Source organism: Stappia sp. BW2 (genome assembly GCF_008107695.1).
Lineage (GTDB): Bacteria > Pseudomonadota > Alphaproteobacteria > Rhizobiales > Stappiaceae > Roseibium.
Genome location: NZ_VIRG01000070.1, coordinates 1,112,251 through 1,135,289, shown reverse-complemented (window position 1 = coordinate 1,135,289; position 23,039 = coordinate 1,112,251). Strand labels below are relative to the sequence as shown.

Annotated in this window: 26 protein-coding genes; 6 read left to right on the top strand and 20 right to left on the bottom strand. The window is 57.4% G+C overall.

Going from position 1 to position 23,039, the window contains the following annotated elements; genetic code table 11:
* Positions 1-109: 109 nt before the first annotated feature.
* The 4 genes from FMN63_RS24265 to FMN63_RS24250 all read right to left on the bottom strand — a co-directional run bounded on the left by FMN63_RS24265 (position 110) and on the right by FMN63_RS24250 (position 4,586).
* On the bottom strand, positions 110-814 hold the full coding sequence (locus FMN63_RS24265) for an SDR family oxidoreductase (RefSeq protein ID WP_148586677.1): 705 nt from the start codon (positions 812-814) through the stop codon (positions 110-112).
* Positions 815-1,062: 248 nt separating this feature from the next.
* Positions 1,063-3,510, bottom strand: coding sequence for an ATP-dependent Clp protease ATP-binding subunit ClpA (clpA, locus tag FMN63_RS24260; RefSeq protein ID WP_148586676.1), 2,448 nt, complete (start codon positions 3,508-3,510; stop codon positions 1,063-1,065).
* Positions 3,511-3,522: 12 nt separating this feature from the next.
* Positions 3,523-3,855 (bottom strand): ATP-dependent Clp protease adapter ClpS, encoded by a 333-nt coding sequence (gene clpS / locus FMN63_RS24255; RefSeq protein ID WP_148587335.1) that lies wholly within the window; start codon positions 3,853-3,855, stop codon positions 3,523-3,525.
* A 398-nt stretch (positions 3,856-4,253) separates the two neighbouring features.
* The gene (locus tag FMN63_RS24250) at positions 4,254-4,586 is read right to left on the bottom strand and encodes a phasin family protein (RefSeq protein ID WP_148586675.1); all 333 of its coding nucleotides are present in this window, start codon (positions 4,584-4,586) and stop codon (positions 4,254-4,256) included.
* 655 nt (positions 4,587-5,241) lie between these two features.
* Here FMN63_RS24250 and FMN63_RS24245 point away from each other — a divergent pair.
* Entirely contained in the window at positions 5,242-6,879 is a 1,638-nt protein-coding gene (locus FMN63_RS24245) for a D-alanyl-D-alanine carboxypeptidase (protein WP_209001295.1), read from the top strand.
* A gap of 17 nt (positions 6,880-6,896) precedes the next feature.
* On the opposite strand, the gene FMN63_RS24240 is transcribed toward FMN63_RS24245, so the two are convergent.
* The 3 genes from FMN63_RS24240 to FMN63_RS24230 all read right to left on the bottom strand — a co-directional run bounded on the left by FMN63_RS24240 (position 6,897) and on the right by FMN63_RS24230 (position 9,233).
* Positions 6,897-7,604 carry a DnaJ domain-containing protein gene (locus tag FMN63_RS24240; protein WP_148586673.1) on the bottom strand — a complete coding sequence of 236 codons (708 nt, stop codon included), beginning with the start codon at positions 7,602-7,604 and terminating at the stop codon, positions 6,897-6,899.
* A gap of 143 nt (positions 7,605-7,747) precedes the next feature.
* On the bottom strand, positions 7,748-8,488 hold the full coding sequence (locus FMN63_RS24235; RefSeq protein WP_286192752.1) for a vWA domain-containing protein: 741 nt from the start codon (positions 8,486-8,488) through the stop codon (positions 7,748-7,750).
* Between the two features lie 103 nt (positions 8,489-8,591).
* A complete protein-coding gene (locus FMN63_RS24230; protein WP_209001294.1) occupies positions 8,592-9,233 on the bottom strand; it encodes a DUF2306 domain-containing protein in 642 nt (213 codons plus the stop codon).
* Between the two features lie 80 nt (positions 9,234-9,313).
* Between FMN63_RS24230 and FMN63_RS24225 the strand changes: the two genes are divergently transcribed.
* Positions 9,314-9,919, top strand: coding sequence for a TetR/AcrR family transcriptional regulator (locus FMN63_RS24225; RefSeq protein ID WP_148586672.1), 606 nt, complete (start codon positions 9,314-9,316; stop codon positions 9,917-9,919).
* A gap of 10 nt (positions 9,920-9,929) precedes the next feature.
* On the opposite strand, the gene FMN63_RS24220 is transcribed toward FMN63_RS24225, so the two are convergent.
* Positions 9,930-10,364, bottom strand: a complete 435-nt coding sequence (locus tag FMN63_RS24220) for a DUF1489 family protein (RefSeq protein WP_148586671.1) — start codon at positions 10,362-10,364, stop codon at positions 9,930-9,932.
* Positions 10,365-10,485: 121 nt separating this feature from the next.
* Between FMN63_RS24220 and FMN63_RS24215 the strand changes: the two genes are divergently transcribed.
* The 3 genes from FMN63_RS24215 (at position 10,486) to FMN63_RS24205 (ending at position 13,302) form a co-directional block, all read left to right on the top strand.
* Positions 10,486-11,370 carry an SDR family oxidoreductase gene (locus FMN63_RS24215; protein ID WP_148586670.1) on the top strand — a complete coding sequence of 295 codons (885 nt, stop codon included), beginning with the start codon at positions 10,486-10,488 and terminating at the stop codon, positions 11,368-11,370.
* Between the two features lie 111 nt (positions 11,371-11,481).
* Positions 11,482-12,030 (top strand): hypothetical protein, encoded by a 549-nt coding sequence (locus FMN63_RS24210; protein ID WP_148586669.1) that lies wholly within the window; start codon positions 11,482-11,484, stop codon positions 12,028-12,030.
* A gap of 516 nt (positions 12,031-12,546) precedes the next feature.
* The gene (locus tag FMN63_RS24205) at positions 12,547-13,302 is read left to right on the top strand and encodes a DUF599 domain-containing protein (RefSeq protein WP_148586668.1); all 756 of its coding nucleotides are present in this window, start codon (positions 12,547-12,549) and stop codon (positions 13,300-13,302) included.
* On the opposite strand, the gene FMN63_RS24200 is transcribed toward FMN63_RS24205, so the two are convergent.
* Together FMN63_RS24200 and FMN63_RS24195 are read right to left on the bottom strand one after the other, a co-directional pair.
* Positions 13,188-14,435: an adenylate/guanylate cyclase domain-containing protein gene (locus FMN63_RS24200; protein WP_209001293.1), complete on the bottom strand. Its 1,248-nt coding sequence runs from the start codon at positions 14,433-14,435 to the stop codon at positions 13,188-13,190. The two genes, FMN63_RS24205 and FMN63_RS24200, sit on opposite strands and share 115 nt — an antisense overlap.
* Before the next feature lie 112 nt (positions 14,436-14,547).
* Entirely contained in the window at positions 14,548-15,345 is a 798-nt protein-coding gene (locus tag FMN63_RS24195; protein WP_148586666.1) for a YdcF family protein, read from the bottom strand.
* A gap of 552 nt (positions 15,346-15,897) precedes the next feature.
* Between FMN63_RS24195 and FMN63_RS24190 the strand changes: the two genes are divergently transcribed.
* Positions 15,898-16,302: a globin domain-containing protein gene (locus FMN63_RS24190; protein ID WP_148586665.1), complete on the top strand. Its 405-nt coding sequence runs from the start codon at positions 15,898-15,900 to the stop codon at positions 16,300-16,302.
* Positions 16,303-16,368: 66 nt separating this feature from the next.
* Here FMN63_RS24190 and FMN63_RS24185 read toward each other — a convergent pair whose 3' ends face one another.
* The 10 genes from FMN63_RS24185 to FMN63_RS24140 all read right to left on the bottom strand — a co-directional run bounded on the left by FMN63_RS24185 (position 16,369) and on the right by FMN63_RS24140 (position 23,027).
* A complete protein-coding gene (locus FMN63_RS24185) occupies positions 16,369-16,983 on the bottom strand; it encodes an ATP-dependent Clp protease proteolytic subunit (protein WP_148586664.1) in 615 nt (204 codons plus the stop codon).
* A gap of 183 nt (positions 16,984-17,166) precedes the next feature.
* Positions 17,167-17,988: an adenylate/guanylate cyclase domain-containing protein gene (locus tag FMN63_RS24180; protein ID WP_286192751.1), complete on the bottom strand. Its 822-nt coding sequence runs from the start codon at positions 17,986-17,988 to the stop codon at positions 17,167-17,169.
* Positions 17,989-18,136: 148 nt separating this feature from the next.
* Positions 18,137-18,541 (bottom strand): ACT domain-containing protein, encoded by a 405-nt coding sequence (locus tag FMN63_RS24175; protein ID WP_148586662.1) that lies wholly within the window; start codon positions 18,539-18,541, stop codon positions 18,137-18,139.
* Between the two features lie 13 nt (positions 18,542-18,554).
* Positions 18,555-19,145, bottom strand: a complete 591-nt coding sequence (locus tag FMN63_RS24170; RefSeq protein ID WP_148586661.1) for a GNAT family N-acetyltransferase — start codon at positions 19,143-19,145, stop codon at positions 18,555-18,557.
* 195 nt (positions 19,146-19,340) lie between these two features.
* Positions 19,341-20,015 carry an SDR family oxidoreductase gene (locus FMN63_RS24165; protein WP_353619238.1) on the bottom strand — a complete coding sequence of 225 codons (675 nt, stop codon included), beginning with the start codon at positions 20,013-20,015 and terminating at the stop codon, positions 19,341-19,343.
* Positions 20,016-20,100: 85 nt separating this feature from the next.
* Entirely contained in the window at positions 20,101-20,493 is a 393-nt protein-coding gene (locus FMN63_RS24160; protein ID WP_148586659.1) for a cupin domain-containing protein, read from the bottom strand.
* A 21-nt stretch (positions 20,494-20,514) separates the two neighbouring features.
* Positions 20,515-21,687, bottom strand: a complete 1,173-nt coding sequence (locus FMN63_RS24155; RefSeq protein ID WP_148586658.1) for an isovaleryl-CoA dehydrogenase — start codon at positions 21,685-21,687, stop codon at positions 20,515-20,517.
* A gap of 21 nt (positions 21,688-21,708) precedes the next feature.
* Entirely contained in the window at positions 21,709-22,155 is a 447-nt protein-coding gene (locus FMN63_RS24150) for a GNAT family N-acetyltransferase (protein ID WP_148586657.1), read from the bottom strand.
* Between the two features lie 3 nt (positions 22,156-22,158).
* Entirely contained in the window at positions 22,159-22,602 is a 444-nt protein-coding gene (locus FMN63_RS24145; RefSeq protein WP_148586656.1) for a PaaI family thioesterase, read from the bottom strand.
* The gene (locus FMN63_RS24140; protein ID WP_148586655.1) at positions 22,602-23,027 is read right to left on the bottom strand and encodes a MerR family transcriptional regulator; all 426 of its coding nucleotides are present in this window, start codon (positions 23,025-23,027) and stop codon (positions 22,602-22,604) included. The genes FMN63_RS24145 and FMN63_RS24140 overlap by 1 nt, the downstream gene beginning before the upstream one ends.
* Positions 23,028-23,039 lie beyond the last annotated feature (12 nt).

The following is a 23,039-nucleotide window of genomic DNA, read 5'->3' as shown; positions in this document are numbered from 1 at the left end:
GGACAGTTGGTAAGGTAGCCTTACCTTTCTGGGAAATTTCTGTCTAGAGGACCAAAGGGGGAAAGCGTTCGGATCTTTTGATGCGGCAACTCCACCCATTCAGAGATCCTCACACCGACCGTGTCAGACCGCCGTCGATGCGGATGTTCTGCCCCGTGATATAGGCTGCCGCGTCGCTGGCAAGGTAGGAAACCAGGCTGGAAATCTCGTCGGCGCGGCCGTAGCGGCCCATGGGGATGCGGGCAAGGCGGTCTTCTTTTTCCGGCAGGCTGTCGATGAAGCCCGGCAGAATATTGTTCATGCGCACGTTCTCGGCCGCAAACTTGTCTGCAAACAGTTTTGTGAAGCTGGCAAGCCCTGCCCGGAACACACCGGATGTCGGAAACATCGGGTCCGGCTCGAAGGTGGCGAAGGTGGAGATGTTGATCACCGTTCCGCCGCCCTGTGCCGCCATGACCGGAGCGACGAGGCGCGCCGGGCGAATGACGTTCATCAGGTAATAATCCATGCCGAGGTGCCAGTCCTCGTCAGAGATTTCCAGAATATCACCTTTCGGGCCATGGCCGGACGAATTGACCAGAACATCAATGCTGCCAAAGGAGTCCAGAGTTTTTTTGACAAAGGCGGTCAGGTGGTCCGCAACAAGATTGGAGCCGGTGAACCCCACGCCGCCCAATTCCTCCGCAAGCGCCTCCCCCTTGCCGGATGACGACAGGATAGCAACCCGGAACCCGTCCGCAGCCAGCCGTCTTGCGGCGTCAGCGCCCATGCCGGAGCCACCTGCGGTAATCATGGCAACCTTGTTATCGCTCATATCCGTTCTCCCGAAAATATCTGCTTCTTAGCTAGGCGGGTGGCCGGACGTCTGCAAATGATTTTCCTGAATGGTTTCAATTCCAAACATGAATGAGAAATGGCACAGCCTGCTTCGTCGACGACACGCCCGAAGCATTGACCCAGCCCGACCCTGTCCTCTTCCAGCATCATCGTTTGTCTTTGCAGACTAAAACGAAAAAAGCCCCGGATCTCTCCGGTGCCTTTCCAGTCTTATAATGCAGTGCCTCAGTCGGCCAACGGCACCTTGGGCACAAGGCTTTTCTTGGACGGGCCGCTTTTGCCTGCAGGCGGCTTTTTGTCCTTGGTGGCTGCAGCCTTGGCGGCGGGCTTGCGCCGGCGCTTTGGCTTGGCCTTGGTTTCGGTCTTGGCCTTGGCTTTGGGCGGTGTTGCCCGCTCCTCGATGCTTTCCAGAAGCAGACCCTTGCCGTCTTCGGACACGGAGACCTTGACCATCCCGCCTTTCTTCAGCTTGCCGAACAGCACCTCGTCGGCCAGTGGCCGCTTGATGTGCTCCTGGATGATCCGGCCAAGCGGGCGAGCGCCCATCTGGCTGTCATAGCCCTTGTCGGCGAGCCATTTGACGGCATCCTCGGTCAGCTCGAAGGTCACGCCACGATCAGCCAGCTGGACTTCCAGCTGCATGACGAACTTCTCGACCACCTTGTAGACAACTTCCATCGGCAGATTGCCGAACGGAATGATCGCATCAAGACGGTTGCGGAATTCCGGCGTGAACAGCTTGTTGATCGCTTCCGCGTCGTCGCCTTCCCGCTTCATGCGGTTGAAGCCAACCGGCATCTTGGCCATATCCGCGGCACCGGCGTTGGTCGTCATGATCAGGATCACATTGCGGAAGTCGACCTGCTTGCCGTTGTGGTCGGTCAGCTTGCCGTGGTCCATCACCTGCAACAGGATGTTGAACAGGTCCGGATGGGCCTTTTCGATCTCGTCCAGCAGCAACACGCAGTGCGGATGCTGGTCAACACCATCGGTCAAGAGACCGCCCTGATCAAAGCCGACGTAGCCAGGAGGCGCACCGATCAGGCGCGACACGGTGTGCCGCTCCATGTATTCGGACATGTCGAAGCGGATCAGTTCGACACCCAGCGAAGACGCCAGCTGCCGGGCAACTTCCGTCTTGCCGACGCCTGTCGGGCCGGAGAACAGATAGCTGCCGATCGGCTTGTCCGGCTCACGCAGGCCGGCACGTGCCAGCTTGATGGCCGACGCCAGCGTTCCGATGGCCTCATCCTGACCGTAGACAACCCGCTTCAGATCCTTGCCAAGGTTTTCCAGAACCTCCGCATCATCCTTGGAAACGGACTTCGGCGGAATCCTTGCCATGGTGGCAATCGTATTCTCGATTTCCTTCACGCCGATGGTCTTGCGGCGACGGGTTTCGGGAACAAGCATCTGCGAAGCACCGGTTTCATCCAGCACGTCGATCGCCTTGTCCGGCAACTTGCGGTCTGAAATGTATTTCGCTGACAGTTCCACAGCCACCTTGATCGCGTCGTTGGTGTAACGAACCTTGTGGAAGTCCTCGAAATACGGCTTCAGCCCTTTCAGGATATCGATTGCATCCGGGATCGAAGGCTCATTGACATCGATCTTCTGGAAACGGCGGACAAGTGCCCGGTCCTTTTCGAAGAACTGGCGATATTCCTTGTAGGTGGTCGAACCGATGCAGCGGATCGCTCCGGAGGCAAGCGCCGGTTTCAGCAGGTTCGAGGCATCCATCGCCCCACCCGATGTTGCGCCGGCACCGATCACCGTGTGGATCTCATCGATGAACATCACGGCGCCCGGATAATCCTCGATTTCCTTGACCACCTGCTTCAGACGCTCTTCGAAATCGCCGCGGTAGCGGGTACCCGCCAGCAGCGAGCCCATATCGAGCGAAAAGATGGTGGCGTCCTTCAGAACGTCCGGCACATCGCCATTGACGATTCGATGCGCAAGGCCTTCCGCGATGGCGGTCTTGCCGACACCCGGGTCACCGACGAAGAGCGGATTGTTCTTCGACCTGCGGCACAGGATCTGGATGGTTCGCGAAATTTCGGTATCGCGTCCGATCAGCGGATCGATCTTGCCGTTGGTAGCCTTGGTGTTGAGATTGACACAGTAAGCTTCAAGAGCGTCCGTCTTCTGACTGGACTTCTTCTCGGTTTCAGCGCCTGGCATCACATCTTCTTCATCCGCCCCTTCGACAGGACGGGCCTCGGACATACCGGGACGTTTGGCTATGCCGTGCGAGATATAATTGACCGCGTCGTAACGGGTCATGTCCTGATCCTGCAGGAAGTAGGCCGCATGGCTTTCGCGCTCGGCGAAGATCGCAACGAGCACGTTGGCGCCGGTGACTTCTTCCCGCCCGGAGGACTGGACGTGGATAACCGCTCGCTGAATAACGCGCTGGAAGCCGGCGGTCGGCTTGGAATCCTCGTCACTGTCGGTGACAAGATTGTCCAGCTCGGTTTCGACATATTCAACCAGGTTGCGGCGGATCGTATCCAGATCGACGTTGCAAGCCCGCATGACTGCAGCCGCGTCCTGGTCGTCAAGCAAGGCCAGCAGAAGATGCTCTAGTGTCGCATACTCTTGCTGTCGCTCGTTGGCGAACGCCAGAGCCTGGTGGAGTGCTTTTTCTAGACTGCGTGAGAAGGAAGGCACGTGCGTTTGTCCTCACTTTTTTTCCATGACGCATTGCAACGGATGCTGATGCTTGCGCGCGAAATCCATCACCTGGGTGACTTTCGTCTCCGCGACTTCGTAGGAAAATATTCCACATTCCCCGACGCCGTGATGGTGAACATGCAGCATAATGCGGGTCGCTTCTTCGCGGTTTTTTTGGAAGAAGTTCTCCACAACGTGAATAACGAACTCCATCGGAGTGTAGTCATCGTTCAATAGCAGCACTCGATAGAGATTTGGCCGCTTGGTTACTGTTTTGGTCCGGGTGACAACAACCGTTCCGGCGTCGCCACCGTCATTGTCATAATCAGAGCCCGCCGACATTGCCGTTTCTTTTGCCTCTATCACTCCGGCCATCACCAAATTTCGAATCCTGAACTCACTGCCCTGCGCAGCTGGTCCAGAGCTTTCCGCAGCACGGACTGCGCCGCGAATACGCATTCTCAGTGGTAATCCTGCCGCGCAAGCCGCGCTCGCGCAATGGTCGATTTCATCAACATAAAGGTCAACAGCGCATTTGTGGTCCCAGCGCTGCCGGTCAAGAGGAATGTAGGTTGCCTGAAACTGAATAAAAGGAGGCAATAGAACGCATTTCAAAATGCGGCTGCAAATGGCAGGCCGCGCCGTAAAAAGCCAGTAAACCTGTGCATATACGAAAAAACCCGGCTCAAACGAACCGGGTTTCAGTCTTCGGGCCGTCTCGCGACGGCTAGAAGGAAAACTTATTTCGCAAGCTTGCCCATCACGCCTTCGTAAGGCTTGTAGGCATCCTTGGACATGTCGGTGACCATTTCACCGATTTTCGTCATTTCGCCAACAAAACCTTCGTAAGCGGTTTTGACGTAGTCCGCCTGTGCTTCGAATGCCTTGTCGAGGGACTTGGAAGAAACGAGCTTCTCAACAGCTGCGGAACCTTCCTCAAAGGACTTCTTCTGGTAGTCGGCCATTTCAGCTGCGATTGCCTGGAAGCCCTTGCTGACGGAGCCGAAAGACGCCATCGCCATGTCCATGTTGTCTTTGCTCATTTTCTGCAGATCGTCCAAATTGTTCATCATTTTTCTGCCCTTCTCCGGCGAACCGGTTTCCCATCCCAAGCATCGGCCTTATGGGGCGGCCCGGCGCGCATACAGCGTTACCTTACGAGACTTTGTAGATAATGCACTGCACAATAAGTGTCAAGGCGATTTTGCACTGCAAAACAACCTTTACGCGAAACTACCTATCGTTTCATCACGTAAACCGCCCCACCACTGCAAGAGAAACGACTCCCCCGGATGCGGGCTTGCGCCAGCAACTGCAAGTAGGAGGCAATCAACAAACATCAAGAGATCGGGCAAATGCTTGAATGTGATCAAATCTGAAACAAAAGATCACGAAGATAAACGAAACATTAACCCGATTATAAAATGAACTTATGTATTGAAATAATTTATTCTTTATAAGACGAATGATCACGACCTTAACTAAAGATTAACTCTACCAAAAAACTATTTTTTTAAGTGGTTTTTCGGTCATTCATTTACTCATTCGTAACCGTGATTCCATCAAATGACATGGAGAACGACGGGGCAGCCGTTCTGAATCGCTGGGGGTTAAGATCCAGAGCGCGCCGCTCCAGAGACAGACCACGTGACCCGGAATGGGATAGTAATTGTGTTTGGGAAGCGTATTTTTCGCAAAGGGCGAGCTCTCGCCCGCACCGCAAAGTTCTTGACCCTCGGCCTTGTGCTTCTGGGGTTGCCTGCAACGGCCATGGCAAACCCGAAATATTCGGGGATCGTTGTCGACGCCAAAACCGGCAAGACACTTTATTCCTCATCGGCTGATTCCTACAGGTACCCCGCCTCTCTCACCAAGATCATGACCCTTTATCTGGTGTTTGAGGAACTGGAAGCCGGACGGCTGTCGCTGAGCTCCAATCTGAGTGTTTCCAGCTACGCTTCCGCGCGCCCGCCCTCCAAGCTGGGCCTCAAGCCTGGTGGCACCATCAAGGTCAAGGACGCAATCCTTGCGCTGGTCACCAAGTCAGCCAACGACGTTGCCTCCGTCATTGCAGAGAACCTCGCCGGCTCCGAAACGAAATTCGCCGAACGCATGACACGCACCGCGCGTCAGATCGGCATGTCGAAAACCACTTTCCGCAACCCGCACGGTCTGCCGAACAGCAGGCAACGCACCACTGCACGGGATATGGCAACGCTTGGCCGCGCCATTCAGGAACGGTTTCCGCAGTATTACGGTTATTTCAAAACCCGGGCCTACAAGTACAAGGGCCGCACCTATGGCAACCACAACAAGCTGCTTGGCCGCGTGAAGGGTGTTGACGGGATCAAGACCGGTTATATCCGCGCCTCCGGCTTCAACCTTGTCACCTCGGTCAACCGGGATGGCAGGCACATTGTCGCCGTTGTCATGGGCGGCAGGACCGGCGCGTCGCGCAACGCCCAGATGACAAAGCTCATCAACACCTATTTGCCAAAGGCGAGCCGGGGCCCGAAAACAGCTCCGCTGATCGTCCAGAAGTCTTCTACACCGACGTTTGTTGCCGCCGCGCTCAAGAACCCGCCCTTGCCGAACATCAAACCCGGCAGCGAACCAGTGCCGGCTTCAGGCGATCCGATGGTGTTGGCGTTTACCGCACCGGCCAAGGCCGCAGCCATCCCGACACCGGCTCCCGCCCCTGTCCTGGTGACTGCGTCGAATGCGCCTGTCACGGCGTCTGTCGAGACACCCGCTCCGGTTCCCGGTTTCGGCAACGACGTACCTTTGCCGCCGAAACTCGTGAAGCAACGGTTTGACAGCACATTTGCGGTTGCGACCGCCCTGCCGCCGATCCCTCCTGCAAGCCCGGATGAGCCGCTGAACACCAATTCGATTTCCAGAGCTGCCCTGGCCGCTGCCGCGAAGTCCGAAGGTACGAAGGCAGGTAGCGGGCAGCGCTCCGTCGGTTCCGCGCAGCCTGTGAAAACGGTCTCCGTTCAGACCATCGCAATCAACAACACACCTGTTGAGACCCAGGCTGCACCGGAAACCGTAGCCAACGACAACAGCAGCGATGACGACAGTGTCACGGTTGCGACAAGTGATACCCGCGATGTCGAGCCAGGCTGGCAGGTCCAGATCGCCGCGACAGAATCCGAAGGCCAGGCCATCACAATGCTGAAGAATGCCAAGGCCAGGACCGGAGCCGCCCTTCGGGGACGGGTCCCCTACACCGAACCCGTCGACACCAACGGACAGACGCTCTACCGGGCCCGGTTCGTCGGCTTCGACACCAAAACAGCTGCGTGGAATGCCTGCAAAAGCTTGAAAAAGGCAAAATACGCTTGCTTCGCCATCTACCAGTAACCGCGTAACGGATGCCGTCAATGTCTTCTGAGAAGCGTGTCTTTAGCCTCGTTGATTTTCGCCGCGAGGAAACCGGAGCCTCCCTGGTCGGGATGGACTCGCATCATAAGCCTGCGGTGCGCGGCTCGAATTTCCGCGTCCCCGGCATCGGGCGAAAGCCCCAGGATCTGGTAGGCCTCCTCATCTGTCATGGGGCCCGAGCTCGCCGCGCTTCCCTGCCGATGTGCTCCATCCGCCTGGAAGTGTTCGCGCCATCCGGCAAGCCTGCGGTCGAGATAAGCTTCGACTAGTTTCTGGCTCTGACCGTCCTGGGCCGTTTCCTGCCAGAAGGCTTCAAGGTCCGGTTCGGTCAGATCATCCAGCTCGCGCCCCTGAAAGGCGCCTGCAAGCACGGTTCCGGTCATGGCACCGGTATCGTGATCAAGTTCCATCTCGACCATCGCGGTCCGCACACGCGAACGTTGTCCGGAGGTTTTCTGAGGCTTGTAGCCTGACGAAAGCCAATTGAGACCAGACAACCCCAGAACGGACAAGCCAAGGCCGAAGAGAGGGACGGCGAAGATGAACCGTCCCGTCAGCGCAAAGATCAGCGCCAGCACCATGAGCAAGCCGCCTGCGAACAGGCGCAGACCTTTCGCAAGATCCGCCGGATTGGCATTGACGAACTTGTTGCCGAGGGTCAGTAGGGCGGTCAGCAATATCAAGCCGATAATCAGATAAATCATATGGCGGTGGGGTCCCCGTTCGCCGGCCCAGGCCCGCTCCATTTGGATGCAGCGGCCCTATTCCACACGTGTTGAATCTTTCCGGTTATGTAAACCTGTGGCAGCGACCACAGCAAGGTTGTGCAACTCTTGTCCGTCAGGGCCTAGCGGGCACCTGGCAACTGCTGCAGCAAAAGCTTTGCTCCCTTGCCACCCTGCTTTTCCAGCTGCTGCAACGCCGACCGGCCGCCACTGGCAAAAACCGCAACCGCCTTCAAGAGATCCGCCAGTTGCTGAGCGGACCCGGAATCAAATCGGCAAAACACTCCGTTGGTAAGCCTGGCCATCTCGCGAAACGCACGCTCCGCAACCCCGTCATGCCCCTCCTGAAACAGGAACATGGGCACGCCGAGCAGGCCAAGCTGGCCAGCCTTGTCACATAGGGCGTCGACGTCTTCTTCCATGCAGTCGCCAACATAAACCAGGGCGGCGATCTTTTCGGAATTGGCGGCCTGGAGCGCGGCCGAAAGCACTTTGCGGATCTGTGTGCGCCCGCCCTGGCAAGAAATACGGCTCATGGCGTGAGCAAGCTCAGCCCCACTGGCAAACCAACGTGAGGCCCGGCACTCTCCAAATCCACGAAAATAGACAAGTTTGATACTGAGACCCGAAATTTTGCCCGCTTCCTGAAACATCTCGGCCTGAATCTGACAGGCCTGGTCCCAGGTCGGTTGACGGCTCATCGTGGCATCCAGGGCGAACACGAGGCGCCCTCCACTGCCGGGTTGCGGCACGATTTCCTCGGCCTTGCGAAGGAAGGCTGAGACCTCGGAAGCGGCTGAAGGCACTCCAGTTTCCTGACGGACCATCGGGTCTGCCGTGCCTTTGCCGGTCTTGACGTTCACGGCCGCCTCCTTCTGCCTGTTCATGACAGTCAAATTGGGACCGGGAAACCGTTTTGGCAAGTCTCAGCCGAGCGGATGCGACAGGATGCAATCGTTCGCGGCCTCAGGCGGTCGCGGAGGCCAACCGCGAGCGTTCGGGACGAACGAACTGAAGATACACTTCCATGACAATGGCATTCGGTACCCAGCACAGCCAGGCAATAAGCGGATAGGCAATTGCAAAGTCGAGACCGGCCGCCATGCTGCTTCCCAGATAGACCCTCAACGTGACAGCAGCAAAGGTAAGCGCGGCTGAACGCAGCATCCAGGCGCGGTGACGCTCGATTTGCCGCTGCAAGACAAATACAACCGCAATACCGGTTGTCAGCATCCACAAGACCGCCAGAAGCGCAAAGCCTGTTGCTGCGAAAGGTCCTGCTGTCGTGTGAAAGGCAAGCTGCAGTCCGGCAAGACCAGAAACCAGGATCGCGGCAACATAACACCTGCCCATCCAGCGGTGCAGTTTCGGCCTGCACGCTCGCAGCCGGGTCATGAACTGAAACGGCATCAAGGCAAGCGCCAACGGCGCAATCCCAATATGCATGTAAAGCATCAGCGCATTTCCACTGAGATTATGCGCCACGAAATCCATCGATGCGGATACCCCCAGCGCCAGAAACCTCAAGGACGCAATCGCGATCAAGGCGGCGCTAACCGCCATTGTCCAGAATGCCAAGCTTGCTGCAAACCTTGAAACCATCGTCATTCCGCCTCCTCACGCTAACTTGACACTGTCAAGGTAAAGCGTAACTTGACAGTGTCAAGCAGATCGTTGATGAAGATCCCATGACAGCTTCTCCCCCTTCCCGCCGCAAACGAGACGGCAGTCTGCGAATTGCTCTGGTTGATGCTGGTGTGGCGCTGTTGCGGGAACGCGGTCCGGACAAGCTTTCCTTGCGCGAGTGCGCCGCCAAGGCAGGCGTTTCACACGCTGCGCCGGGTTATCACTTCAAGAATATCACCGGCCTGTCGACAGCGATTGCAGCGCGCGGGTTTTCCCTGTTTTGCCAGGCAATGGAACAACGGCTGGCGACATCCGCTCCAGACGCTGCCGAAAGGCTGAGCGCCATTTGTCAGGGGTATCTGGATTTCGCGACGGGACACCCGGACCTGTTCCTGTTCATTTTTTCGGGACAGAAGTTCAGGGAAGACGATGAGGAATTTGCCCACTACGCCTCAAGATCCTATGCGATCCTGCGCGAGACATGTGCACTGCTGATCCCTGAGGGAACCGATCCGGAGGAAATCGAGATCCTCGTCTGGTCGCTGGTGCATGGCTATGCGCATCTTGCCATGACGCGCAAGAAGGAAAATCCGGGCCTTGGGCGTGGCTGGCCGGACTTCAGCACACTCATGGGGCATCTTCACAAGGCTTTGCAGGCCTCGGGCTGATGTCGGCCGATCAAAGCAGGCAGAGTTCCGTCAGATCGCGCCGCATATCCTCGGGCATGGCCTGCGCCGCTCCACCGGCCTTCAGATCTGCCGGAGCGTCCTCCACCTTCAGATACCGCCAGCCCTGAAATGGACGCTTTGGCTGGAACTGCGTCAGGATCAGCCTCGGCTCCATGACCAGATCGCAGCGTTTGACGCCCGCCTGGTCCGTGAACGGCCGGATATCGATAAGGTGCTGGCGCACCTGAATTTTGCCCTTGATCACCCAATACAGGGAGCCGCCGTCCAGCAGCTCCTCCTTGCGGGTTGGCACCATGCGCGTCGTATGGATCGTTTCCGCCGGAAGCCCGGTTTTGCGGGCATTGTCCATGCGAAAATCTATCCAGGCCTGAAGGGACTCGACGCTGTCCGCGCCGACGCACAGTTTTACCAGATGCAAGGTCATGCTTCTCACCTAGCAGGCTTCCGGCCAAGGTCAAGATTGTGGCAGAAAACGGCGGTGGATTGTCGCCCCTCCCTGTTAGCTTCAGCTTGCGCCGCCAGCGCGAAAAGGGTTCTCTTTGCCCATGGAAGTATTTGTAACGGGTGGAACCGGCGAGATCGGTTCTGCCGTCGTAAAACGGCTGGTTCAGGACGGTGCCAGGGTAATCGGTCTGGCCCGCTCTGATGCGTCTTCAGCCAAGTTGCGTGCATCTGGCGCAAGTGCGTATCCCGGTGATCTGCGCACGCCGGAAAGCTGGGTCTCCAGAGCAGCTTCATGTGATGCCGTCATCCATCTCGGTGCGACATTTTCTGAGGATATGGGGCGGGTCGACCGGCAGAGCATGCTTGCCCTGAAGCAGGCCGCCAAACACCGCAAACAGCCGCTCAAGATAATCTACACCGGAGGCATCTGGCTCTATCCAGCAACGACGGGAACGCACTTGCTGAGCGAGAAAACCCAGTTCGCTCCCCTGCCCGCGTTTCGCTTCATGACCGAGACGATCAGAACCCTGTCGCATGGCACGGATCTCAATCTGACGGTCATTCATCCGGCGCTCGCCTGCAGCCAGACAACCGGGCCAATTGCCCTGATGACAGCCGCGCTCAAGGAAGGCAGACCGTTTGAAACCCGAGCGACTGCCGAGACAAAGTGGCCTCTGGTGGAAATTCAGGACCTTGCCGCGCTCTATGCGCTCGCTCTCAAGAACGCCCGGTTCCGCATGTCCCTGATTGCGAGCTGCATTGAAGGCATTTCGGTCGGCCACCTGGCATCGCATATTTCGGCTCGCCACGGCTTGCCGCTTGAAATCGAGACGGTACCAGCCTCCCAAGGCGCCGAGCCACTCACCGACTGGTCCGCCGGCTACGCCCTGTCGCAATCGGTTGACGTCAGCCATGCTCAAAGAGCCACCGGCTGGCAACCGGAACATTCGACAATAGAAGACCTTGTGGTATCCCTGTCAAAATAGAATGTAACCTTGAGTTGTTGCAGATTTACAGCGCGAGTCCGGTATTGGACAAAGACTTTCTAAAGTTTTGAAGGTGTATGATCGGGTCATGTTTCAATACAGGGTCCGGGCGTGTTTCGAACACTCATCTCTTTGCTGCTCCTTCTCGCCTCCTTCGTGCCGCTTCAGGCCGAAGTTGAGGTTCCGCTTGGCATTTTCAAAGTAGTCAACACGGAAGGCTTCATCGAGACGAATGGTGAGCGCGTTGCCCTCGAAACGGATATGAATGAAGGCAGCGCACTGATCGAAAGAGATGCTGCGAACCGCTTGAGTGTCGAGATTAACGGCGCCCAGTTCAATCTGTTTCCTCTGGACCGCGGCCTGGCCGCGCTCACGTGGGATGCCACTGGCACCGCCCTGCTCCACGACATCGATGTCCGTGCGCTATTCGGAAAAGACAATCCGGCAGATGTTCCGGCCTGGGGCGCGGAGCTTGACTGGCCCGGCTCCGGCACTGTCCAACTTGTGCTCATGCCTCTGGGCGAGCGTGCCTATACCGCATTCCTCATCAGCCACCCCAGGGACATGACCGTGGTACGGCAAATGGAATTCAGGCAATCCTACGGACCGTCGAACAGACCCGGGATTTCATTTTCATCCAGCCTGTCGCCGCCAAATTAATACCGAACAGGCGTCGGCCAAGGGCTCTTTGGAACAATGCTTCGGTGCAACAAAAGAGCCTTCAAAACGACAAAAGGCGCAGCATCACGCTGCGCCTTTGTTTTCCTTGCGTCCCGCTGGCTTATTTAGCGGCGGCGACGGCTTGTTGTGCACTTTCAACATCGTTGAACAGAAGAACCATCGACAATGCCAAGCCAACTGCAGCGACAGTCCAGAGAGTGACGCTCCAACAAGATTTCTGCACGTTTTCGTCCATAAAAACCCTACATATTGTTGAGTGACACCAGGTCCCACCGACCTTTAAATATGGCGCCATTGAGGCGAGGAGGTAAACGATCCCTTACCATTTCGCAAGCGCAAAAAGAGAGCAGCTGATCCCGCATTTTTGCAGACCTTTCCCGGATGCTGGGAATTCAGTCACTTAGTGCCTTCAAGTCTGTCTGTCAGGCCTACAGAAAAGTCTGGTAAGACAGGGCATGGCCGGATTCGGCCGCAAGAGAATCAGAAGGGATCACGATGCACGCGCTCTCGACTCTGGACCTGGTAGCCGCGGCCTGGTTTCTGTTCGCCTGGCTCGGTTTTAATGTTCTGATCGACCTCAGCCCGCTACGTAAGAAAACCTTGTCCAGCGCAATGGAAAACTACCGGCGCAGATGGATGCAAGTCATGAGCCTGCGCGAGGTTCGTATCATGGACACCTCAATCATGTCCGGGCTGCAACAGGGCACGGCCTTCTTCGCCTCAACGTCCCTTCTGGCGATTGGAGGCGGCTTTGCGCTTCTGGATGCCACGGAACGCATCTTTCAGGTTGCCGGAGACCTTTCCATCCCCGTGGCCGACAGCCGCGCGCTCTGGGAGATCAAGGTGCTCGCCCTGATGGTGATCTTTGCCTATGGCTTCTTCAAGTTTGGCTGGGCGTACCGGCTGTTCAACTATGCCAGCATCGTCATGGGCGCGGTTCCCCACAGGGGGCAGGTACCAGACGAAGAGATCAACAAGATGGCCGCACAGGCAGGAGAACTGGGCGTTCTCGCTGGCCGCCACTTCAATCGCGGCCAGCGTGCTCTGTTTTTTTCAATCGGCTTTCTGGGCTGGTTCGCCGGGCCTTATGTCTTTGCGGCAACCACCCTGGCCGTTCTCCTGGTCCTGATCCGGCGTCAGTTCGTTTCCAAAGCCAGGGAGGCTGTGCTTTTGGGGCAATATCCCGATTGGGGATCGGCCGACAAATCGGGCGAATACACTGAAACGGGGTCATCGAACCCCTTCACCTGATAGCGGCCGAACAGACCCGACCGGCAGCCCATGATATCGGCCAACGCATCGGACACCAGAAGCTGGCGCTGCAGGTCCTTGGCAAGTTCGGCAATTCGGGCAGCCAGATTGACCGCGGGACCGACGACAGTGAAATCCAGACGGGTTTCACTGCCCACATTGCCGTAGAACACATCGCCCGCGTGCAGCGCTATTCCGACACTCATGTCAGGCGTGACGGGACATGTCCGGGCTGTGTTGATGGCCTCGATCCGCGTCAGCGTCTCACGGGCAGCCATCAGGGCACGCATGGCGGCATCCCTGGCCTGCTCTTCGGTCTCATATGGGAAGATCGCCATCACTTCGTCGCCGATGAATTTCAGCACTTCACCGCCGTGGGCTTCAACAGCCGCCGTCATCGCCCCGAAATACTTGTTGAGGAACATTACGATCCTGTCGGCGGGCAGCGTATTGGAAAGGCGGGTAAACCCGCGGATGTCGGCAAAGCTGACAACCGCCTTGATCCACTCGCCATCCCCGCGTCCGGTAGTCCCATCCAGAACCTTCAGCCCGGCGCGACGACCAACATAGGTTTCCAGCACCGTTTCGGCCGTACGGCGCAGCGTCTTCAATTCACACACGAGGGCGAGCGGCTGGATCAGCGATTCAAACACACCGATGTGCGAGCCCGAGAACCCACCCGGCGCCTTGGTTGCGAAACTGGCAACCTTGACCGTCCCGTCCGAAAACCGCATCGGCAGCGCGATATAGTCCGTATAGCCTTCCCGGGCCAGTTCGGCGGTAATCGGAAATTCGTCGGCAGCGCCTGGTGACTTGCTGATTTCGACACGAATCGGTGTCTGCTCTTCATGGACGTGTTTGATCGGGCTATTCTGGTATTCGTCCTGCGATGTGTTGTCCGCAGTATGAAGACGCAATTGCGGCGCCTCTCCGTTGATCCAGATCGAGCTTTCCGCGCGCACGTTCGGATGCACCACCCAGATGCCGGTGATGACACGGTCGACCGGAACTTTTCCAGCCCGCAGACGTTTAGCCATCTCAGTGACGACTTCCAGCGTCCCTTTCAGTTGGGGCGCATCGCTATACAGCCATTGTACGACGTCTGCCGCAACGATCGGCGCTTCGAGGACCATCAGCCCACGTCCTTTCGAATCTCTGAATTGCACCATTATATGGGAACACGCTTCATGCAGTAAAAGAGGTTTGATTTCAAAAGTCAGCGCCAACCGAAAGTGTTTTGCAGGCTCAGGGTCCAGGGAAGAATTCAGTGCTCCGCCCAAGCAGTTTGTAGACGGCGAGGCCAACCCACTCCCGGAAGGCGATATCGAAGCGCCTCAGGCCCTTGGAGGCCCCGTCAAAGCCCAGCATCCTGTCCTGCGGTCCCCGGGTACGGAAATCAACCGGATAAGCTGTCACGCCCGTCCAGCCGGCTTTTTCGAAAACGCCCATTGAACGCGGCATGTGATACGCCGACGTGACGAGCAACCAGCGCTGGCCGGGTTGCGGCTGCACGATCTTCTTGGCGTAGACCGCGTTCTGCCAAGTGTTCTGGGACTGATCTTCCAGAATGACTCGATCAGACGAAATGCCGAAGTCCCGAAACAGTCTTGCCGCGCCTTCCGCCTCCGTTGCCTGCGACGACACAATCATGCCCTGCCCTCCGGTATGGATGATTTTTGCTTCCGGCAGCGCTTTGGCAAGACGTGCGGCGATGGTAACCCTTTCCGCGGACATCGTCAGAGCTGTATCGCCCCTGACACCGGTGACGACAGTGTCCACTGCACCACCCAAGATGATGATGCCGTCATAGTTCTCCAGCGTGGCAGGCCGTTGAAAACGGTCCTCAAGCGGCACAATCAACCAGTTTGCCGCCGGCGAGAAAGCGCAGATCACAAGACCGGCAAACCCGGCAAAGGTCAAAAGCCGGCCTCCTCTGCGCCACTTGGCCGACAGACTGAGCAACAGACCGACAGCGATCAGAACAACAAGAAAGTTAGATGGCAGAATCAGAAAGCCGCCGATCTTGGAAAGGAAAACATACATTTGAAATACCCGAGTCGTTACGGCCCCTGCCCGTGACAAGCAATACAACCGTTCTGCCCACTACGGCCATGCCTTCTGCATCTCCCAGGTCGGTCTGTCCCCGCCAAGTGGATCAAAGATGCATATGCTCTTCGCCGTTTTGCAGAAATCCCGATGGGACCTCATAACTAAATCACTGTTTTTTATGAAGAAACCTGTTGCCCTCAGCCTCAGCCGGTCGGGAAATCGCATGGATCACTGCGAGTGACCACTGCGACTCACCGCAATATCCATCCGCTTTGAGCGCCTTATACGGAATCCGAGACCAATGCCCTATCGTCACTTGACCGTGACAAGGTGAGACAGCTCACTTTTCGGCCTGCGCCGGTGCTCCGAACGGTCCTTCTTGGCTCTCTGTCCAGCGAAAAGAGTGAATTTGCGGCGGACCTTGGCCATCGGAAGGCACTGGTTATTTTGACAAAGGTTTTATCCGTGATCAGAGTCACACGGCTGGCACGCCTAACGACTTACATTGTTGTCATCGTATCGAAGGCTCAAATGAGGGTTTACCAGATGACACTCTATATGAAACTCGGCGGTCGCGAAGCGATCATACAGGCAATGCCGCACCTGAAGGCACGACTGGAACAGGATCCCTGCTTCGACGTTGCCAGCTTTCTGCCGGAATTCGAACACTCGGACGATCTGACCGAGTTCCTGGTCTTTCTTGCAGGAGGTGCTCCCATCTACGACGGAAAGCCTGTCAGAGATCTGCTCGCACCGATCTGCACCTGCAACAACATCTATGAGCGATTCGTCGACCATTTGGTCGCAGTCATCTTCAACGGCGCTCCGGCTACCGAAGACGAGGCAGACCTGCGGGACCTCATGGATCGGCTTCGCCCGCATGTGCTCGCCCGCAAACCGGTTCCTCGGGCAAGGGTTTACGCCGTTCAAGCCGAAGCGGTCTGCATCTGACCGTTCTCAGAAAAAAAAACGCCGGCAAAGCCGGCGTTTCTGTTTCTTCGTGAAGACGCTTGGAGGTCAACCCAGTTCGTCGACGCTGGTGACGACCTTGCCAACCAGTCCGTAGTCGATCCCTTCTTCCGGGCTCATCCAGTAGTCGCGGTCGGTATCCTTTTCGATCCGCTCGATCGGTTGACCGGTCGCGTCTGAAAAAATCTTGTTCAGACGATCACGCATCTTGATGATTTCCTTGGCCTGGATTTCGATATCCGTCGCCATGCCACCAGCGCCACCGGACGGTTGGTGAAGCAGGAAGCGCGTGTTCGGCGTGCAGAAACGCTTGTCCTTCGGAACCGACACGTAAATCAACGCACCAGCGCTGGCGACCCAGCCCATTCCGAGGATACGGACCTCAGGAGCGACGAACTTGATGGTGTCGTGAATCATGTCGCCGGATTCGACATGACCGCCCGGGGACGAAACGATGACCGTGATCGGGTCGTTGGAAACCTGCGCCAGCGCCAGAAGCCGGGCGCAAACGTCGCGCGCCATGTCCTGTGTCACCGGACCGGTGATCAGAACTGTGCGCGCTTCGAACAGATGCTTGTCGACCTGGATCGACGGCTGGCTCTTGGGTTTGTCCTCGTCTTCATCGTCGAGGCGTGCAGGCACCGTGGTCGAATAGTTTTTCATGCGCAGGATTAAGCTCCCTTTGCTGTTGGGCCGGCCGGGCCGGCAGTTTCGATGGGCTGACGGAAGGTTCCATCGCCCTGCGTTGGTCCATGTGTAAGCGAAGTCAGTTGCACTCGCAAATCATCAGACCCTGATTAGCGTGAAAAGAGTTATCAGATCGGCAACAGGCACGGCCTCACGTCCTCAATCGCCCGTTCCTGTCGTCCCGCCAAGACGTTTTTCCTCACGGCCAATAACAAGTTGCCAGAACAGCATGACGACAAACGGCAACGAAGGCCAGATAAACCACAAGGTGGACAAGCCTGACGTCAGAACATTGAGCAGGAAAAAGAAGCTGATCATGAACAAGCAGCCGCGTACGCGTTTCGGCTGAGCCCTCAACCAGCGGCGCGCCTGTTCGAAACCCGAGGCGACTGCCTGGGTATCCCGTTCCCATTCGGGCCCTGAAACACCGTCCTGGTGCGCACCGGTGTGGGGCGTCTCCTGTCTGGCACTGGTTTCATCGGGCGAATTACGCCCCCCGATGCGCACCGAGTAGGTTTCAACAGGGTCGGTAACATTCTTGACGTGCTGTGGGCCAAGCGGATCGAAGCCCAGCGCCATTTTTGATTTCACCTGATCATAGACCGACTGAGACAACATGATGCCGCCCCGCGGCGCGATTTCCTGCAATCGGGCGGCAACATTCACGCCGTCGCCATAGATGTCATCGCCTTCGACCATGATGTCGCCGAGATTTATGCCGATGCGAAACTCCATGCGGGTCATGTCCGGCAGGTCCGCGTTGCGAACCGAAAGCTCGTTCTGGATATCAACAGCACATTGCACGGCTTCTGTCACCGATGCGAACTCGATGATGACTGCATCACCCCAGGTGTTCACGATGCGCCCGTTATGACGTTCTGTCAGCGCGGACATCACCAACCGGTAGGCTTTGAGCCGATCCAGAGTTCCGTCTTCATCCCGCTCCATGAGCTTGGAATATTGCGCAACGTCCGCGCACATAACTGCCGCCAGACGCCGCTTCACCCGTTGCATGCTCTTACCCCGCTTGCTCCCGTTTAGGAATGGGAAGGCAAACCGTAAATTGCAAGGGAGAATCCACCGAATTCACTATCTTCGCGAAAGTCCGGTCCAGCTGGACAACCGGGGATCAGCTGTCTCCGGCAAGTTTGCGCAGTGCTGCCAGAGCGTCCTCGGCGCGTTCTGCGGGTACAAAAACATGATCGTGAAAAAAGGCTGCAACCACATTTGCCGAAATTCCTTCGGCGGTCAGAGCAGCGGAAATCGATGCTGTCAGTCCGACGGCCGCCAGGGAGGAATGCACTGTCAGCGTTATACGCCGGAACCACTCCGCCTCTGCCAACCCCAGTTCACGCGCTCGCTCAACCGGCAGAATGGCCGTCAGGCCTTCGCTTTCCGCGAAAAGGCCAATAGGTTCGTACTCCGCGAGATCCGTCATCGATTTCGATGCGAATGTGCAGAACACATAAGGCTGCGGATCCAGCATCGGACGCATCTGCGATATCAAGGTGGCAAGGTCAGTTTCGCCGGTCATCTGGAAGTTCCGTTCATAGTGTCTTGCGCATGAGTGGCCGCTTGGGGCTCCGGCGGGCGACTTCGATGAAACCGGCGCGCTGGAAGACGTCTACAATGCCTACGAAGCCCTCGCCCCATTGAAGAGGTTTGTCCGTTTCCATGGGACAGGCATCCAGCTGACGAGCCCCTTGGGATCGCGCATGGGTAATCCCTGCCTCTAGCAAGAGGGACATCAAACCGGTTCCGCGGTGCCCTTTGCGGATATAGAAACAGGTGACCGCATATGTTGTCTCCATCGCCTCCTCGCCATCTTCCGCTAGTGGCTGGCTGTTTTTACCAAGCTGGAAGCGTTGATACTGTCCGCGCGGACCGAGAGCCATCCAACCGACAGCAAGACCGCCGCGATACGCCAGAAGCCCGGGAGCCGGACCAGCATCCACCTTCTGCTGAAACGCATCGCGCCGTTCCTCACGGGTCATCGCATTCCAGTCCTTCCCCCTCAGGAAAGGCCACATACACCAGCAACCACCAGACGCCCCCCGTTCCGGGCCGAAAAGATCCACCAGATCGGCCCAGCGCGCAGGTGTTGCAAGTTGAATGTGGACGGGATCGTTATTTGTCATATCCACTCCTTCCGATTTCAAGGTTGCACGGAAAGAACAGGGACAGCAATCCCGGTGAAAGGGTCCGTTACACGAAAGCAAAACGCCGCTCAATGTATGGCGTTTTGTCTTTTCAATCTTCGCTCAAGCTCTGTGTTGGCTAACGAACATCGGCTGGCACTCGCAAAGCGCCCAACATCGCCCCCTGACTTATGCCTACCAGGGAATGGGCTTGCCGCGCTGATCGAAAAATCCACCGGTATCGGCGGGCTTGAGACTGGTCAAAACGTCGACAAGACGCTCGGCTGCAACTACCGGCTCCTGAACGTCGAGCCCGGTCTTGGTAAAACTCTCGGTCAAGGGCGTTCTCACCGTACCGGGATGAAGCGCAACACAGATCGCTTCAGGATTTTTTCGTGCCACCTCAATCGACGCCGTACGGACCAATTGATTAAGCGCGGCTTTCGCGGCCCGGTAAGCATACCATCCGCCCAGTCCGTTATCCCCGATCGAACCGACCCGGGCCGAAAGGGTTGCAAAGACACTTCGCCCTTCTTTTGGCAGCAGCGGCAAAAAGTGTTTCATGAGCAGTGCCGGACCAATGGCATTGATTGCAAAAGACCTGGCAAGAACCTCTGGATCAAGTTCCCGCAGGCTTTTTTCAGGACGTGCTGTCCCGAGCGTGAGAGCACCGGTCGCATCAAAGAGCAAACGCAGCTCACCACCAGCCTTCCGAACCTCTTCGGCACACGCCTGGATCTTGCCCTCATCGAGCAAATCGAGAGGTGGTGTCGACTTGCGATGAAGCGCGAGGACCCTGTCATATCCGCCGTGGCTTTCGAGGTGCGTCCTCATGGCCGAACCAATTCCGCCACTGGCACCGAAGATCACTGCAACTGTCGTCATTCACTGCCCCTCTTTCGTAGTGAAAGCGATACGCAGGAAAAACCGGATCGGTTCGGCAATAGGATCGGTCTTAGCTTTCGCCCACCGTCGCCTTCCAGGGGCCATCGACAAATTCGGCTTCATCATCTCCCGGCCAGGGAGGCATGGAAATACAAATGAACTGGAGCACACTCTCACCGGTGTTTCGGTACTGGAAGGCCGTTCCGGACGGGATATCAATCGAGACCCCGGCCTCCAGATCGACAATGGCCTGGCTGGCATCGTCGGACCTCCAGATCTGTCCGCTGCCGGCTAGCACATGCCAGAATTCATGCACCGTCTTGTGCCGTGTTGCGCGGTTGGTCTGGCCGACAGGAACGGTCGAATGGATCATGTTTCCTGTCGGGCCATCCATGATGAAACGGATATCGGCTCCCGCTGGAGACTTCGCATCAGGTTTGTCGGGAAGCCGTGTCTGTTTCATTCCGTTCTCTGGGTTCGAGGCTCACGCCGTCTTGTTGAAGATCTCCCGGCCAATCAGCATCCGCCGGATCTCCGATGTGCCCGCGCCGATTTCATAAAGCTTTGCGTCACGCAGCAGGCGACCGGTCGGATATTCGTTGATATAGCCGTTGCCGCCAAGGAGCTGGATCGCATCAAGCGCCAGCTTGGTCGCGTTCTCAGCTGCATAGAGGATCGCACCCGCGGCGTCTTCACGGGTTGTCTCGCCCCTGTCGCAGGCCTTGGCAACCGCATAGACGTAAGACTTGGTGGCGTTCATGGCGACATACATGTCGGCGACCTTGCCCTGCACAAGCTGGAACGTGCCGATGGGCTGACCGAATTGCTCGCGCTCATGAACATATGGGATAACCACATCCATGGCCGCCTGCATGATGCCGACAGCCCCTGCCGCCAGCACGGCGCGCTCGTAGTCGAGACCCGACATCAGAACATTGACACCCTTGCCAACCTGACCAAGGACGTTTTCTTCCGGAACCTCACAATCCTGGAACACCAGCTCACCGGTTTCGGACCCGCGCATGCCGAGCTTGTCCAGCTTCTGCGCCACGGAAAATCCGGCAAAGCCCTTCTCGACCAGAAAGGCCGTGATGCCCTTCGGACCGGCTTCGGGATCGGTCTTGGCGTAGATGATCATCGTATCGGCGGACGGGCCGTTGGTGATCCACATCTTGGATCCGTTGAGGACGTAGCGGTCGCCCTTTTTCTCCGCCCTCAGCTTCATGGATACGACGTCAGACCCGGCGCCCGGTTCCGACATGGCCAATGCGCCAAGGTGTTCGCCGGTCACGAGCTTGTTCAGATAGCGTTTTTTCTGGTCGTCACTCCCCCAGCGACGCAACTGGTTGACGCAGAGATTCGAATGAGCGCCGTAACTGAGGCCGATGGAGGCAGAGGCCCGGCTGACCTCTTCCATGGCGATGCAGTGCTCCAGATAGCCAAGCCCCGAACCGCCCCACTCTTCTTCAACAGTGATCCCGTGAAGTCCAAGTTCCCCCATTTCGGGCCAGAGCTCGCGCGGGAACCAGTCTTCGCGGTCGATCTTTTCCGCCAATGGCGCGATACGGTCCTGGCTGTAGGAGCGAACGGTATCGCGCAGCATGTCTGCAGTTTCGCCGAGATCGAAATTGAAACCCGGAAAATCGTTACGGATCATTTTGAATACCTCCCAGAATTCTTAAGGCCTGTCGTATCGGACAAAATCGCTCAAGACGCCGATCCGGTCGTAAAGCTGCCGGGCGCGCGTATTGTGATCATGGGTGTGCCAGTAGACCGCGCCGCTGGCGGTCGGCTCATCAGTTGCGGCCTGATAGACTGCTTCGATCAACTTGCGGCCAGCTCCTCCGCCGCGCAGTTTTTCGCTTACAAACAGATCTTCCAGGTAGCAGGTCGACGACAGGGCCCAGGTACTTTCGTGAAACAGGTAATGAACCAGACCGACCAGCTCATCGCCCTGCAGCGCTACGAAAGCCCGGTGGCCCGTATCGGAAAGCAGACGCTCAAACAGCTTCTCGGTAACCTCCGGTGCCAGGTCCTGCTTGTAAAACGCAAGATAGGCGGCCCAAAGCTCGAGCCAGCCTTGCTTGTCTGACCGCTTGAGTGGCCGGGTGGTGATATCAGTCATTCGTCAGTCCTTAACGCCTGAGACGCTCATGAGCGTGAACAGGCCCGTTGCGACATGCACCTGCATGCCATCGTCCAGTCCGTAAACATCCGCCTTTGCGATTGTCAGTGTGCGGCCGGGTTTGACCACACGTCCCCTTGCCAGAAGCACAGGTTGCCTCGCCGGGTTCAGGAGGTTGATCTTGTACTCGCTCGTCAGCACGCCGAAGCCGGCGGCAAACAAGGTCAATGCCGCGTATCCCGCCGCGCTGTCCGCAATGGATGAGGTCGCGCCGGCATGAAAGAAACCGTGTTGCTGTGTCAGCTCCGGCCGCATCGTCAATTCCAGATCGACGGCACCAGGCGAAGCGTGAACCATCTGCGCGCCCAGATGGGTCATGAATTTCTGCGCAGCAAAACTCGCTCGCACGCGAGGTTCCCAATTGTCATCACGAGGAAAAAGATCCATCAGCCTTTCCTTGATGCCACATCGGCGTCGGACATGTTTTCCGAACCTGTGTCGAGCACGGCCATACGCGCTTTAGCGCCCGCCTCGACATCATCGAGTTCTCCAAGCGTCAATTCGATATCGCGCTGTTTTTCCAGAAGTTCTGCCCGGCGGGCAGCGATCCTGTCGAGGAGCAGCCGCAACTGGCCAGTCTCCCCTGGCGCACTGCCGTACATCTCGATCATTTCCTTGATTTCGTTCAGGGAAAACCCGAGGCGTTTGCCGCGCAGGATCAGCTTGATGCGGGTCCGGTCGCCAGGTGTGTAGAGGCGTTGGCGGCCACGGCGTGTGGGGGACACCAGACCCTGCGCTTCATAGAACCGCAGGGTTCTGGTCGTTATGTCGAACTCCTGCGTCAGCTGGGTAATGGTGAAATAACGCTGCATGCCCGCTCCTTG